General features: G+C 55.9%; 14 protein-coding genes. 10 read left to right on the top strand and 4 right to left on the bottom strand.

Translation table 11 applies throughout. The features are described 5' to 3' along the window. The first annotated feature begins 2 nt into the window (after nt 1–2). Together FB555_RS03530 and hemW are read left to right on the top strand one after the other, a co-directional pair. Nucleotides 3–650, top strand: a complete 648-nt coding sequence (locus FB555_RS03530; RefSeq protein WP_182484026.1) for a DUF1990 family protein — start codon at nt 3–5, stop codon at nt 648–650. Nucleotides 651–652: 2 nt separating this feature from the next. Then, nucleotides 653–1,864 (top strand): radical SAM family heme chaperone HemW, encoded by a 1,212-nt coding sequence (gene hemW / locus FB555_RS03525; protein ID WP_182484025.1) that lies wholly within the window; start codon nt 653–655, stop codon nt 1,862–1,864. Nucleotides 1,865–1,883: 19 nt separating this feature from the next. Here hemW and FB555_RS03520 read toward each other — a convergent pair whose 3' ends face one another. From FB555_RS03520 to FB555_RS03505, 4 genes are all read right to left on the bottom strand, one after another. Beyond that, complete coding sequence (locus FB555_RS03520; protein WP_182484024.1) at nt 1,884–2,267, bottom strand: DUF4870 domain-containing protein; 384 nt, start codon at nt 2,265–2,267, stop codon at nt 1,884–1,886. A 41-nt stretch (nt 2,268–2,308) separates the two neighbouring features. Next, complete coding sequence (locus tag FB555_RS03515; protein WP_182484023.1) at nt 2,309–2,680, bottom strand: DUF4870 domain-containing protein; 372 nt, start codon at nt 2,678–2,680, stop codon at nt 2,309–2,311. 118 nt (nt 2,681–2,798) lie between these two features. Next, the gene (locus tag FB555_RS03510; RefSeq protein WP_182484022.1) at nt 2,799–5,159 is read right to left on the bottom strand and encodes a phosphoketolase family protein; all 2,361 of its coding nucleotides are present in this window, start codon (nt 5,157–5,159) and stop codon (nt 2,799–2,801) included. Nucleotides 5,160–5,180: 21 nt separating this feature from the next. Continuing rightward, entirely contained in the window at nt 5,181–6,056 is an 876-nt protein-coding gene (locus FB555_RS03505) for a P-type ATPase actuator domain-containing protein (protein ID WP_246323504.1), read from the bottom strand. A 1,244-nt stretch (nt 6,057–7,300) separates the two neighbouring features. On the opposite strand from FB555_RS03505, the gene hrcA reads away from it, so the two are divergent. Genes hrcA through era form a run of 8 tightly spaced genes read left to right on the top strand, consistent with a single transcriptional unit; the run spans nt 7,301 to nt 14,501 of the window. Further along, the gene (gene hrcA / locus FB555_RS03495) at nt 7,301–8,320 is read left to right on the top strand and encodes a heat-inducible transcriptional repressor HrcA (protein WP_182484020.1); all 1,020 of its coding nucleotides are present in this window, start codon (nt 7,301–7,303) and stop codon (nt 8,318–8,320) included. A gap of 57 nt (nt 8,321–8,377) precedes the next feature. After that, nucleotides 8,378–9,478, top strand: a complete 1,101-nt coding sequence (gene dnaJ, locus FB555_RS03490) for a molecular chaperone DnaJ (RefSeq protein ID WP_182484019.1) — start codon at nt 8,378–8,380, stop codon at nt 9,476–9,478. Between the two features lie 2 nt (nt 9,479–9,480). After that, nucleotides 9,481–10,266, top strand: coding sequence for a 16S rRNA (uracil(1498)-N(3))-methyltransferase (locus FB555_RS03485; protein WP_182484018.1), 786 nt, complete (start codon nt 9,481–9,483; stop codon nt 10,264–10,266). Nucleotides 10,267–10,291: 25 nt separating this feature from the next. Continuing rightward, complete coding sequence (locus FB555_RS03480; protein ID WP_182484017.1) at nt 10,292–10,642, top strand: HIT domain-containing protein; 351 nt, start codon at nt 10,292–10,294, stop codon at nt 10,640–10,642. A 46-nt stretch (nt 10,643–10,688) separates the two neighbouring features. Continuing rightward, nucleotides 10,689–11,729 (top strand): PhoH family protein, encoded by a 1,041-nt coding sequence (locus FB555_RS03475; protein WP_182484016.1) that lies wholly within the window; start codon nt 10,689–10,691, stop codon nt 11,727–11,729. Then, complete coding sequence (ybeY, locus tag FB555_RS03470) at nt 11,730–12,197, top strand: rRNA maturation RNase YbeY (RefSeq protein ID WP_182484015.1); 468 nt, start codon at nt 11,730–11,732, stop codon at nt 12,195–12,197. Nucleotide 12,198: 1 nt separating this feature from the next. Beyond that, nucleotides 12,199–13,497 (top strand): hemolysin family protein, encoded by a 1,299-nt coding sequence (locus tag FB555_RS03465; protein ID WP_343046391.1) that lies wholly within the window; start codon nt 12,199–12,201, stop codon nt 13,495–13,497. Continuing rightward, nucleotides 13,494–14,501, top strand: coding sequence for a GTPase Era (gene era, locus FB555_RS03460; protein ID WP_182484014.1), 1,008 nt, complete (start codon nt 13,494–13,496; stop codon nt 14,499–14,501). The genes FB555_RS03465 and era overlap by 4 nt, the downstream gene beginning before the upstream one ends. Nucleotides 14,502–14,604: the final 103 nt, after the last annotated feature.

Below are 14,604 nucleotides of genomic sequence, written 5' to 3'. Positions count from 1 at the left end.
GCGTGCGCCGCAAAACTTTCAGTGATTCCCCGGTGACGTATGCCGCGGTGGGCTGCACCCAGGCGGGTGATGTCATGACCTATCCGCCGACGGGCTTTCGGTCCACTTTTGACGAGTGTCGTTTGGGTAGTGGTGCAGCGCGGTTTGAGGCTGCCGCAGCGTCACTCGTGACCTGGGGCATGCCGTTGGGTGCCCAAGTTCGCATTTTGCAAATTACCGAAGCCGATGCAACCGGTTATCAAGGCCTCCTGTTCACCGAATTTGGAACGCCGCAACGTCCAGAATTGACTCCGGTTGAGGCTGTGTACTCCGCCGAAGGGACCCAGGCCGTGAGCGCTGGCCAAAGCGTGGAGGTCAACGGTGTCTTCCGACCGTTCTCGTCGACGTCCGCTTTTCGAGTGATCTACGTTATCCAAGAGGCTCGTCGAGCCGGTTATGGCTGGGGAACTCTGGATGAAACACCGGCGGTTGGTGAGGAATACTTTGGTGTTGAGTGGCGCGAGGATGACTCGGTTTTCGCCGTCGTTCGCACCGTCACGATGATTGGAAAACGGCGCTGGTGCCGGATCCTTTCCCCCCTCATTCGTTTGCGTCAGAGAATCGTGCGGCGTCGCTATGTTCGCGCACTCCTGCCCGCGAGATCGGTCTAGGGATGGCCGGCCCTCTTCCTATCGGAGACGTTGCCCCCTCCGACGGCAAGCTCCCTGTCGGGTCTGCAGCGCTGGCGGTGGGGCGAGAGTTTGGCGCGTATGTTCACGTTCCTTTTTGTCGTGTTCGCTGCGGATACTGTGATTTCAACACCTACACGTCAACCGAGTTACAGGGGGCGCCACAAACTGATTACCTCGATGAGGTGGAACGGGAGATTGCGCTAGCCGCTTCCGTCCTTGGTATTGCCGGAATGCCCGCACGACAACTTTCAACGGTGTTCTTTGGCGGTGGCACGCCTACGCTTCTTCCAGCGGATGATCTTGTGCGGGCATTGAGTTCCTTGCGCAAAACGTGGGGGTTGTCACCCAATGCTGAGATCACGACCGAGGCAAACCCAGACTCCGTCGACGCTCAATACCTTGAGTCTTTGGCTGCCGGCGGTTTCACTCGAGTCAGCTTCGGCGTGCAGTCGGCGATGCCTCACGTTCTGGCCACGCTCGATCGCACGCACGATCCGAAAAGAGTTCCTGACGTCGTTCAGGCGGCGAAAGACGTGGGCCTCGAGGTCAGCGTCGACTTAATCTATGGAACCCCTGGAGAGTCATTGAACGACTGGCGTGCGTCATTGGACCAGGCAATATCACTCGACACGGGTCATATTTCGGCCTATGCGCTCATCGTAGAAAAGGGAACAGCCCTCGAGCGGCGCATCCGTCGCGGTGAACTAGCCACTCCCGATGATGACGTCCAGGCAGACATGTACGAGTTAGCTGAAGAGATGCTCAGCGACGTCGGCTTTCATTGGTACGAGGTGAGTAACTGGGCAAAATCTGAGACCCAACGTTCTCGCCATAACCTTTCGTACTGGACAAACCAGGATTGGTGGGGTTTTGGTCCAGGGGCACACTCGCATATCGGTGGCACGCGTTTTTGGAACGTCAAGCATCCCGCTGCCTATGCCCAGAAATTGAGTTTAGGACTTTCACCTGCCGCCGGCCGAGAGGAACCTGATGAGACAGCCAGCGATATCGAGCGCGTATTGCTGGAGATTCGCCTTCGGGAGGGAACCTCGGGGGCAAATTTCCCTGCCACGGTGATTGCGGGTCTCATTTCAGATGGGCTGATCACGTACGAAGCCGCCCGTTCCGGCCAGCTGGTGCTGACGCTTTCGGGGCGGCTTCGAGCCGACGAAGTCGTCCGTCGGTTGGTCTAACGCGTTTGTCTTTCGGGAACTAAACCGAAACAAACTTAATGGCGAGGGGATACGAGTAGAGCTGGCCACGGTGGGCGTGTTGCGTTGCGATGATGCCAAACACGATGGACAGCACGAAAGCGGCCAAGAACACCAGGTACCCAATGACAACAATCATCAAGATGGTCGAGACGAAGTAGATCAAAACGAGCGTCAATTGCCAGTTCAAAGCAGAGACGGCGTGTTCACGAACGAACGGCCCTCGCCTGCCAAGAAGAAGGTAGCCCAGCAGCGGAACGATGAAACCCGAACCAATGCCGCCGAACTGGATCAGCGCTGCCCAGAGTTTTTCATCGGAGGGTGCAAGCTGTGTAAAGCCCGCGTAGGGGCTTACGGGCTCAACTAATGGTGCATTTTCTGCCATGGATTCCTCCTGTTTAAATAAGGTCTTGACAGAAAAATACCCTACTTAATCATTCGAATGATAATGGGATAGCGGTAGGCGACACCCTCTTTGGCTTTGGTGAAGGCAATGATGGAGAAAATGAGGCTTACCGCCCATGCCGCCATTGTGATGAAGGCACCGACGAAAATCACCGTCAAGACGGTGCCAACAATGTAGGCGATCACGATTGTGAGCTGGAAGTTCAAGGCTTCCTTGGCCTGCTGATTAGTGAATTCGCCGCGGTCCTTGAAGACGAGCCAAATAATGAGGGCAGGCAGGAAGCCAAGGATTCCGCCGAGGTGGGCAAAAGAAGCCCACTGTCGATCCTGCTCTTGCGTGAGAGGGGGAACCGAACCACTCGGTACAGCTGAACTTTCTTGTGGACTGGACATGATTCGTACCTCTCCTAAAAGTTTTTATGTTTGGATTTTCACCAAAGAGTACTCTCCACAGGTTCATCCAACAAGACATCGTGTTGACTCCAAGAAAACATCAGCTAAACGGTCTGGTTTAGGCTGACCACTGCCAGTTTCTAATTTCCGGCATGTCTTCGCCATGAGTTTCGATGTAGAGGCGATGTTCTATCAGTTTATTCTTCAGTTCTTCTCGAACGTGGGCGGAGATGTCTCGAAGGCGCGGAACCCGATCGATGACGTCAATGGAGAGGTTGAACCGGTCGATCTGATTGAGAACGCACATATCGAAAGGCGTGGTTGTTGTGCCCTCTTCTTTGTAGCCGCGGACATGGAAATTTGCGTGGTTCGTTCGATGATAGGTGAGGCGATGAATGAGCCAAGGGTAGCCATGGTAGGTAAAAATTACGGGTTTGTTTGTCGTAAACAGAGCATCGAAATCGGACCCAGATAGGCCGTGGGAATGTTCTCTGTCGTCTTGGAGACGCATAAGATCCACGACGTTAATAAACCGAATTCGGAGGTCTGGAAAATGGAAACGGAGAATTTCCACGGCGGCGAGAGTTTCCATTGTCGGAACATCGCCCGCGCAGCCCATCACAACGTCTGGTTCGCTGTCAGCATCGGAACTGGCCCAATCCCAGATACCAATGCCTTTGGTGCAGTGCTCGATGGCTTGAGGCATGTCCAGATACTGCACTTGTGGCTGTTTACCCGCCACAATGACATTGACATATTGGCGGCTGCGCAGGCAGTGGTCGGCCACAGATAACAGTGTGTTGGCATCTGGTGGAAGGTACACCCGAATCACGTCGGCTTTCTTGTTCATGACGTGGTCAATAAATCCTGGATCTTGGTGGGAGAAACCGTTATGGTCCTGCCGCCATACGTGCGATGTCAAAAGATAGTTCAAGGAAGCCACCGGTCTGCGCCACGGAATGTGGTTGGTCGTAGTCAGCCATTTTGCGTGTTGGTTGAACATCGAGTCGATGACGTGGATGAAGGCCTCATAGCATGAGAAAAAACCGTGCCGACCAGTGAGCAGGTATCCTTCCAGCCAGCCCTGACACGTGTGTTCTGACAGGATTTCCATAACACGTCCGTCTGGAGCAAGATGGTCATCTCCGGGAATCATTCTGGCATTCCATGCCCGATCAGTGACTTCAAGCACGGCGTCTAACCTGTTTGAGTTGTTTTCGTCGGGAGCAAAGACGCGAAAATTATCCATGTTCCCTGCCATCACATCCCGTAAAAATGTGCCAAGAACTCGGGTGGATTCGACGGAGCCGGTGCCCGGGTTTTCCACCTGGACGGCGTAGTCGGCGAAAGCTGGCATGCGGAGGTCTCGCAGCAGTATGCCACCATTCGAGTGAGGTGTGGCGCTCATGCGACGTTGTCTGGTGGGATGTAGCTCGCGGATTGTCGCTACTGGAACACCTAATTCGTCGAAGAGTTCCTCGGGTCGGTAGCTACGGAGCCAAGTTTCGAGCACCGCGCGGTGACTATCATTTTCGCGGGCTGCCGCAAACGGTACTTGGTGTGAACGCCACGTACCCTCCACTTTCTGGCCATCAACCTCTGCCGGTCCGGTCCATCCCTTCGGAGATCGAAGAACGATCATGGGCCAGCGCGGCCGTTCTAGATTGCCATCTTCGCGCGCCTGCCGCCAGATTTCATGAATCTTGTCGAGACAGACATCGAGGGTTCGTGCAAAGTCTTGATGCATCTGGTCGGGGTCGTTGCCCTCTACGAAGTAAGGTGTGTGGCCATATCCGCGTAGCAGATCGTTGAGTTCCTCACGGCTGATCCGATCAAGAATTGTTGGGTTGGCGATTTTGTAACCGTTCAGATGCAGGATGGGCAGTACTGCCCCGTCACGGGCAGGGTTAATGAACTTGTTCGAGTGCCAACTCGCTGCCAGCGGACCGGTTTCGGCTTCTCCGTCTCCGATAACGGTAGCAACGATGAGTTCGGGGTTATCGAAGGCAGCACCGTAGGCGTGGGAAAGGGCGTATCCGAGCTCCCCGCCTTCGTGGATAGAGCCGGGGGTCTCCGGCGCTACGTGGCTGGGAATTCCACCAGGGAAGGAGAACTGTCTGAACAACCGTTTCATGCCGGCAAGGTCCTGAGAAATGTCCGGGTAGGTTTCGCTGTAGGTGCCTTCAAGCCATCCAGCTGCCACCGGCCCTGGGCCGCCATGCCCGGGTCCCATGATGTACATCATGTCCAGATCACGAGCCATGATGCTGCGATTTAGGTGGGCATAGATGAAATTCAGGCCCGGTGTTGTTCCCCAGTGACCTAACAATCGCGGCTTGATGTGTTCAGGTAATAGAGGTTCTCGGAGGAGCGGGTTGTCCATGAGGTAAATCTGACCGACGGAGAGATAGTTCGCTGCGCGCCACCACGCATGGATGTTCTTCAGTTGATCGGGGGTGAGGACGGGATCGTGTGGCATTTGGTCATCATTCATGAGTTATTACAACCTTCCTGTGATTCTGCCGCGGCAGGCCGGCGAAGTCGCTTCAGCAGCAATCGGCCACGCACCCACCTTGGTCGCTCGAACCCGGAGTGTCCCGGTGGTGTTCACGGTGGCGCCAATGACTGTGGAACCTGCCGACTTCGCCACAGGGAGGCTTTCCCCGATGACCATTGACTCGTCAATGTCAGAGTCGCCTTCTTCGACGACACCATCCGTGGGAATTTTGGCACCCGGCCGCACCAGCATCAGGTCTCCTGCGACCACCTCTGACGTGCTCACTTCAACCGGTTCACCATCACGAATGACAAACGCTTTTGAGGGAGCCAGCTCCAATAACGTTCGAACAGCATCGTTGGCACCACCCTGAGCGCGCATCTCAAACCAATGTCCTAACAGAACAAAACTGGCAAGGACAGTAGAGGCCTCATAGAAGACGTCGCCACCTCCCGTGAGGGTCACCACCAAACTGTAAATCCAGCCTGCACCCACACCGACGGCCACGAGGACCATCATGTCCAGGGTTCGCGCCCGCAAAGCCCGGAATGTACCGTCGAAGAATATCCAAGACGAATAGAAAATTACGGGAAGAGACAGACTGAGTAAAAAGAAGTCGTCTCGTAGGCCAAACGGAGCGGGTGCACTGTATCCGATAACCTCACGCCCGATCGGAGACCACAGGATGATCGGTATCGACAGTATGGCCGCGACAAGGAATCTGTTGCGCATGTCGCGGATCATTGAATCCATTGACATGTTTGCGTGCCCGCTAAGTACCCCTAGCCGACGGGAGAGCACGAACTCCGCGACAGCTTTGGACGACGCCCAATAGAAGCCCTTTACTTCCATCACGGCGGTTTCGGTCGTAGTACCCATGTCACTTGTTCCTCACGAAAGTCGAAATCCGTACCGAATGCCATCGTTCGTGACACCCCAAAAGTGTGGAGGTCATCGAAATTGCGGCGACATCCACGGGGTGCGTTTTAAGCGGGGGCTTATGTGCGTCGAAGTGCAACCCTGCGAGCGTTATATTCTTCTGTATCAATCTCGCCGCGCGCAAAGCGTTCGTTGAGTATCAGCTCAGCGTCGTGGTGTGAAGGTTTCGGCAAATGTGTAACTGACCCACCGGGTGGGCGTCGCACGAGGAACACCACAAACGTGACGACTCCTCCCCAAAAAAGGACCATTACCAACACCATTACTATCCAGGCGCCAATTCCCCAATCGCCGCCGTACCATCCATACATCATGGTCGTACCTCCTTTGGGAGACACTCTAGTTGACCTATTGTGGTTTCGGCAGGGGGCGACGTGCCTCAGCTTCTTTGAGCGCGTAGCCCCCCATCCAGGGGCAAGCTTGCCTGATGATGGAAGGCAAATTTCCGATGGTCGCAAGACGACACGTCACGAACAAACTCAGAAACGTTTACGCGGGAGCGTCAAAGTCAGACAAAGCCAAAATCCTCGATGAGGTGATGTCAACGAAGGGGATGGGACGCTCCACTGCCCGGCGCATGCTTTCGGGGCATCAGTACGACCAAACCTCACCGTTGCTGCGCAACTCTATCGGGTTGAGCAAAGTCGGTGATGAACGGACAGCAGTCCCAGGTGACCAACACCAAGCAACTGTTGTGAACATACTTTCCGAAACAACCACCGTTCATTGGCCCGGGATCTCTTGGGCACCGAAATACACGGTGTTCCGAACCTCACTCAAAACGCCATCGCAGCTATACCTTTGTTCAAAGTACAGTTCACCGCTCCTTTGCCGGTGCTTACTGGTTGCACCCGCATGCGGGCACTCGGCTGGACCTGTTGTTGTCCTCGACGACTGGCTTGACGTCGTGACTTTGACACCATCCGGTTCCCGGTCCTACTCTCCCCGTCAATTTGGACCTGGACAACCCTGGCCGGTGGTTTGCATACTGCCAAACCTCGTCCACGGAAAGGGTGGAATGTGGAATGTCGTTCCTGACGCTGAATAACCGCGGTTCGGATGTGATTTTGGTATCCGAGCAAGCGCAACTTCACGATATTAGATGATGAGATTCGATAGAATTGGCACTCAGAATGCGCGAGTGCCAAATTGACGCTACGTGACGAGATCGAGGGAGCGTGAATATGGTTTCTCAGCGAGGCCTTGAAGTCCTTCGAGCGATCGTCACGGACTATGTCTCCTCGAGAGAACCAGTGGGGTCAAAGTCCATTGTTGATCGCCACTCTTTCGGCGTATCGGCGGCCACAATCCGCAATGACATGGCTCTTCTCGAAGAGGAGGAGCTCATTGCCGCACCCCATACATCAAGTGGACGCATTCCCACAGACAAGGGATATCGGCTCTTTGTCGATCACTTGGCCGAGGTGAAACAGATCAGTTCCACCCAACGCGTTGCCATTGAGCGGTTCCTCGACGAGTCTGGTGATTTTGATGAACTCCTCGGCCGGACAGTTCGTCTCCTGTCCCAGCTCACCAATCAGGTCGCCATCGTTCAGTACCCTTCTTTGGGGACAGCAAAGGTTCGGCATGTGGAGCTCGTCAAGGTGGGTCCTCGCCGCGTACTAAGCGTGCTGATAACCGATAACGGTCGCGTGGATCAACGCCTGGTCGAGTTAGATCGCGAGCTCAGTGACGGTGAATTGGCCCAGCTGGGCGGAAACATTAATTCTCACGTTGCCGGCGAAGGTCTGGGCGGCGTGGCCGCTGCCCTAGGCAAGCTTTCCCAAAATATTGCTCTCGATCTTTTTTCGGCGGCGACGGTCTTGGAAGCGACCCTGGTGGAGCAGGCCCAAGTCAATCGCCAGCAGCGGCTCGTCATGGCTGGAACGGCCAATCTTGTTCGCACGGGAGAAGACTTCGTGGGCAGCATCTATCCCATGCTCGACGCGATAGAGGAGCAAGTGATCCTGCTGAAGCTCTTTACCGAGATGGCGGGAGACGGTGCCGAAGTGGCCGTAAGTATTGGCCACGAAATAGGGGCTTCAGCGCTGGATCAAACGAGCCTGATGACAACCGGCTATGCGTCAGCCGGCCAACGTTCCACGCTCGGCCTTCTCGGGCCAACGCGAATGGATTACTCCAACAACATGGCCGCCGTGCGTGCTGTTGCCCGGTATCTGACGCGGGCCCTCGACGCGGGGTAGCGCACGCGCCCTAAGTTTTTTCACTTCACCAACATATCTACAAGGAGTTTGCCTTTCGTGGCTGATCATTACGACGTACTCGGTGTCAAACGCGATGCAAGCGTGGAAGAAATAAAGAAGGCCTATCGCAAGCTCGCGCGTGAACTTCACCCCGATGTCAACCCGAGCCCAGATGCTCAGGAGCGTTTTAAGCTCGTGACGCATGCCTATGACGTGCTGAGCGACCCCTCTCAGCGCCAGCAATACGATCGTGGTCCTCAGCAGGGCTTTGGCGGCGAGGGTTTCTCAGATTTTGGGGACATCTTCTCGACCTTCTTTGGTGGCGGGAGTTCCCAGAGGGGGCCTCGTTCTCGGCGTGAGCGCGGACAGGATGCCCTCCTGCGGGTGGACTTGGACCTAGCGGAAGTTGTCTTTGGCATTCACAAAGACATCGAAGTTGACACCGCCATTGTCTGTGAAACGTGCTCGGGAACGTGTTGTCAACCCGGCACGGCTCCGGTCCCGTGTGATATCTGTCACGGAACAGGATCAATCTCTCGAGCCGTCCGGTCCCTGCTGGGGAACGTCATGACGTCCAGCCCCTGTGGCAGTTGCCGAGGCTTTGGCACCGTCATTGCGACCCCGTGCACCACGTGCCAAGGCCAAGGCCGAGTTCGTGCTCGGCGATCGATTCCGCTTGACGTTCCCGCCGGCGTTGACACAGGCGTTCGACTGCAAATGGCGGGAAGCGGAGAAGCTGGTCCAGCTGGTGGCCCCAACAGCGACCTGTACTTTGAAGTGAAGGTTCGTCACGACGAGGTCTTTAGTCGCGATAACGATGACCTTCTCTGCACGCTCGAGATTCAGATGACGGATGCCATTCTCGGCACCACCACCACGTTCGCTGGCTTAGACGGTGACGTGACTCTGGAACTCAAACCCGGCACGCAAGGCGCCGATATTGTCACTGTCAAGGACCGTGGAATTACGCACCTTCGCGGGAGTGGCCGCGGTGACCTGAGAGTTGGTATTCACGTCATTACGCCCATGAAGCTTTCCGGTAAGGAACGCGATCTGGTGGAATCCTTCGCCAAGGGGCGCAAGGCTACGGCACCCAAGCTGTCAGAATTTCAGCAAGGGATGTTCTCGAAACTTCGCGACCGGTTTTTTAACGTCTAAAGATGGCTCACTTCTATCTCATTGATGAGCTCGTCAGCACCGTTGTGGGCGAGCTGCTCTCCTTGCGGGGGAGCGAGGGGCGACATGCGGCGACGGTCAGCCGGGTTCGAGTCGGTGAGAGCCTTCTGGTGGGTAACGGTCGCGGTCTCATTGTTTCGACCACTGCCCTCACTGTTGAAAAAGACGTTGTCACCCTCGAAGTAACTAACGTCGATGGCATTGCATTGCCAACGACACAAATCACTCTGGTTCAGGCCTTGGCTAAGAATGATCGCGACGAGCGCGCCGTCGAGGCGTGCACCGAACTCGGTATAGACGCAATCCTTCCCTGGGCCGCGGAACGGTCAATTTCAAAATGGGAGGGTCCGAAGGTGGCCAAAGGGCGCTCTCGCTGGGGGGCGATCGTGCGAGAAGCCACCAAGCAATCTATCCGGGCCTACATTCCCGAGGTACTGGCATACGAAAAGGCGTCGGTGTTCGTCAAAACGTTGGCAGGGACCCAACTTATTGTCCTCGACCCCACGGGAGATGTTTCCCTGGGCGAAATGTCGTTGCCCGTTAGTGCCCGGCACGACGAGTCGACGAGCGGCGTAGCCCTCTCGGACGGTGCTCCTTTCGCCTCCTTTGCGCTGATTGTTGGTCCTGAAGGGGGTATCACTCCTTCCGAACTTGCTCTGTTGAGAGCGAACGGAGCGACGATTGCGACTTTGGGGAAAAACATTCTCCGCACGTCTACGGCGGGACCGGCGGCGCTGGCGATTTTGAGTTCACGACTCAGGCGCCTCTAAGGCCGCTATCGCTTAAGATGAAGTTATGAACACGACCGGACCTTCCATCTTCACGAAGATTATCGACCGTGAAATTCCCGCGGATATTGTCTTCGAAAATGAGCGGCTCATTGCCATTCGTGACATAAATCCTCAGGCTCCCTTGCACCTCCTGGTGGTGCCCAAAACACCGGCGTTCGCTAACGTGACCGAACTTGCCATTGGTGATCCAGGCTTGCTCGCGGAGGTCGTTGCGACGGCGCACAACTTGGCGACCCTTCACGCATCGGGGGAGTATCGACTCGTCTTCAATTCAGGTGAGTCCGCCGGCCAGACGGTCTTCCACGTGCATGCCCATGTTCTAGCCGGCAACCTCCAGGACCATACCCTTGCCTAGTGCCGGCAGCGAAATAACAGAGATCATAACAATCGAGGGCGTCGATATGGTCAGTATCCTCGGCCCGGGGGATCGACTATTGGCGTCCCTTCAACAGGAATACCCCGATGTCGACATGCACGTTCGCGGCAACACCATTACTCTCAGCGCGGTGTCCGCAGATACTTCGATTACCCACTTAAGAGAGGCCCGAGCACTCCTCGTCGAACTCCTGACCATGGTCGAAAACGGTCAGGCGCTCACTCCGGCCGACGTTGTGGCGTCACGGCTCATCTTGGACATGCATCCGCACACCTCGCCCTCCGCAGTTCTTGGTGAAGCTATCCTCACGTCACGGGGCAAAACTGTTCGGCCAAAAACGGTTGGCCAACAGCAATATGTGCAGTCCATTGACGAAAACACCATTGTGTTTGGTATCGGCCCGGCCGGAACGGGGAAAACCTATCTGGCGATGGCGAAGGCCGTTCAAGCGCTTCAACGCAAGGAGGTCGAACGCATCATCTTGACGCGTCCCGCCGTTGAAGCAGGCGAGCGCCTCGGGTTCCTGCCGGGATCCCTCACCGACAAAATCGACCCCTACTTACGTCCTCTTTTCGATGCTCTTGGTGAAATGCTCGATCCCGAATTGGTGCCCAAATTGTTGGCAACGGGAACGATTGAGGTTGCCCCCTTGGCCTACATGCGTGGGCGCACGCTGAACAACGCCTTCATCGTCCTCGATGAGGCCCAAAACACAACCCCTGAGCAAATGAAAATGTTTTTGACGCGCCTTGGATTCGGGTCGAAAATGGTCATTACCGGCGACGTTACGCAGATTGACCTTCCGAGTGCGTCCAGCGGACTGCGCTTGGTTACCCAGGTCCTGGCCGAGATCGATGATATTCATTTCGCACGTCTGGGATCGCAGGATGTTGTGCGTCACAGTCTCGTTGGCCAGATTGTGGATGCCTATACGGCATTCGACGAACTGGCTTCGGCCAGACGCGCAGAACGCGACGAAGCCAGAGAATTTACCCAGCGAATTCAACGCCGTACTCCTGGCGCCCCCCGCACCCCGACAGACCGATTCCCCCCTCGAGGACGCTAAGTGAGTATTGAAGTTAATAACGAGTCAACCTACGAGATTGACGAGGCAGCACTGCAGCGTTTGTCGACCTATGCCCTCGACGCTATGCGTATTCACGCCGATGCAGACCTTGCCATCGTCTTGGTAGACGAAGCAGCGATGGAAGCCCTCCATGTCCAATGGATGGGGGAGCCCGGCCCAACTGATGTGTTGAGTTTTCCGATGGACGAGCTGCGGCCAGGTAATGACGATCAGCTCACCCCGGCTGGTTTGCTGGGGGACGTTGTTCTCTGTCCGCAGGTTGCGGAGAGTCAGGCTGAGGCAGCCGGCCACACGACAATGGATGAACTTCTCCTTTTGACGACGCACGGCATTCTTCACTTACTGGGATTCGACCACGCCGAACCTGATGAAGAGAAAGAAATGTTTTCTCTCCAGCGCGACATCTTGATTGGGTATGCGCTGAGCGAGCGGTCTCGCAAGGCCTAACGTGAATATTCTTCTCACCGTTCTCTTGAGTTTGGTCCTTATCGGCTTTGCCGGTTTCATGGCGGCCAGTGAGGCCGCCCTGGGGGTCCTCTCCAGCAATGATCTTCGTGATCAGTCTCGCGAAAACCGTTCACGACGCTCGCTATTGGCAATTGCCAACGACCCCCATCCCCATCGCAATGTCACGACGTTCGTGCGGATCGTTGCCGAAACGGCCGCGGCGGTGCTTGTTACTGTGCAACTCGTTGCCAGCAACTTGCCGCTCTGGGCTGCCCTCCTGCTGGCCATTCTGATTATGGCGGCTGCATCATTTGTCCTGGCCGGTTCGAGCCCGCGAAGTGTTGGTCGCGCCCATTCCCTCGGCGTCCTTTCTATTGCAGCACCCGTAATTCATTTTTTTCGGGTCATTCTGGGTCCGCTGGCGGACGCCCTCGTGAGCATCGGTGACCGGGTGACCCCCGGCAGGCCGGGCACGACGGCATTTGCCTCTGAAGAACAGCTTCTCAGCATGGTTGATGAAGCGGTAAAAAATGCCGTACTAGAAAAGGACGAGCGTGAACTCATCCACTCGATCTTCGAGTTTGGCGACACCATCGTGCGCGAAGTTATGGTTCCACGCATAGACATGGTCACGCTCGAGGGTGACAGTACGTTAGCTGTCGCTTCCGCACTTTTTCACTCGTCGGGTTATTCCCGTATCCCCATCGTTGGCGAGTCCACCGATGATGTCTTGGGAATTCTTTATCTGCGGGATGTTTCTCGACGCGTTTTCGAGAAACCGAAAGACCTCGCTCGACTCACCGTACGAGACCTCGCACGTACCGCCATCTTCATCCCCGATTCGAAGAAGGCCGATGAGACGCTCCGCCAGATGCAGGCGGAACACAATCATTTGGCCATGGTCGTTGATGAGCATGGCGGGATCGCTGGTCTCGTGACGCTGGAAGATCTTATCGAGGAACTCGTCGGGGATATCGCTGATGAGTACGATCGGGATGTGCCGGAGGTCGAAGACCTAGGCCACAGGACGTTTGTGGTGAGTGCTCGTCTGCGGGTTGAAGAACTTGGTGACCTGTTCGGCCTTGAGCTCGATGACGACGATGTCGATACTGTGGGGGGATTACTGGAGAAGTATCTCGAACGAATGGCAGTCGTGGGCGACGCCGTGGCCGTCAGCGGCCTCGTCTTGGAAGCTTATAGAAGTCAGGGCCGCCGCAAATCTATTTCTCGCGTTCGGGTGTTCCGTGACGAGGCCCTTATTCAGGCGCAAGATGCCTTTGGTTCTGAGGAGAACACATGAGTCGACCACCGAAATCCCGCAAAGCGCACGAGTGGGCTAAGAATCCCGTTGATGATTCGGGAGTTCCCATCGAAGACGCCGGAACTCGGGCTGCCGCTCGGAATCGTGCCAAGGGTGATGTTTTTCGCTCCGGTTTTGTCTCCTTGGTTGGCCGCCCCAACGTTGGCAAGTCGACGCTGACAAATGCGCTTGTGGGGCAGAAAGTCGCGATCACGAGTTCGAAGCCCCAAACGACTCGCCACACGATTCGCGGTATTTCAAATCGTCCCGCCGGGCAATTGATATTGGTGGATACTCCCGGAATTCATCGTCCCCGCACACTCCTCGGCGAGCGGCTCAACGCACTCGTGCAAGCGACTCTTGGCGACGTTGACATTATTGGCATGTGTTTTCCTGCCGATGAGCCGGTGGGCCCGGGCGATCGCTTTATCAACGAACAGCTCGATCGTTTTCCGCGTGCCATTAAGGTCGCGATTGTGACAAAAACGGACGCCGCAAACAAGAAGCATGTCGAGGAGCGCCTTCTCGAAGTTCAAGACCTCCGCAACTGGGCGTCCATCATTCCTGTCTCTGCTGCCGGCGACGACCAATTGGACCTTCTCGCTGACCAACTCATCAAACTTCTCCCGACTGGTCCTGCTCTCTACCCCGAAGAGACCACGTCGGATGAAGCCCTTGATAAACACATTTCTGAGTTGATTCGCGAGACGATTCTCGAGGGGGTCCATGAGGAATTACCTCATTCCCTCGCCGTGACACTGGATGACATGATTCAGCGTGAGGACAAAGACATCCTCGAGATCTATGCCAATGTTTTTGTGGAGCGCGATAGCCAGAAAGCGATCATTATCGGCAAAGGGGGCGAACGCCTGAGGGACATTGGTCAGCGATCCCGGGCCGCCATTGAACCCATTGTGGGCCAAAAAGTCTTTCTTTCGATTCGGGTTAAAGTTGCCAAGGACTGGCAGCGGGATCCCAAGCTTTTGCAACGGCTGGGTTTCTAGGCGCGTGCTCCTTTAGGGCAGGCTGGTTGCTGGTGCTAAACTTGGGCTATGTCTTTCGGTCTGCTCCTTCTTAGCTGCCGCGACGAGCTTATTTCTTAGCCCT

The sequence above is a fragment of the Alpinimonas psychrophila genome, from assembly GCF_014137865.1.
GTDB classification, from domain to species: domain Bacteria; phylum Actinomycetota; class Actinomycetes; order Actinomycetales; family Microbacteriaceae; genus Alpinimonas; species Alpinimonas psychrophila.
The sequence above is the reverse complement of the archived record's forward strand: the minus strand, read 5'-3'. Positions and strand labels throughout refer to the sequence as shown.